This is a genomic window from Providencia sp. UF-224, assembly GCF_058245955.1.
On sequence record NZ_JBSICC010000134.1, the window covers coordinates 1 to 305 of the forward strand.

General features: G+C 44.9%; 1 protein-coding gene. It reads right to left on the reverse strand.

Features of this window, described 5'->3' with window-relative positions:
• Positions 1–305, reverse strand: a 305-nt coding sequence (locus tag AC4IFO_RS23175; RefSeq protein ID WP_490737877.1) for a hypothetical protein, incomplete at both ends; no start/stop codon positions are given.

Below are 305 nucleotides of genomic sequence, written 5' to 3' on the forward strand. Positions count from 1 at the left end.
CCCGCATGCTGTTGCTGGAACAACTGCAACATCGCCCCTTGCGCATCTGACGGCAACGTTATGTGTTCAGTAAGATTCAAGTTTGCATCATAAAGGAATTTTTCGTCTCGATTGCCGATTTGATTACTGTATTGGGCCTCTGTGATTTGGTCGTTCGCGTTATACCGATAGGTAGTTTGCTTCCAACGGTCATCTTCGATACGCACCACATTGTGTGCACGGTCGTATTGATAAGAACGATGCACATCGGTACAAAATGGCGGTTGATGTGGATTATGTTGCAGTGATTGTAAGAAGTTTTCACT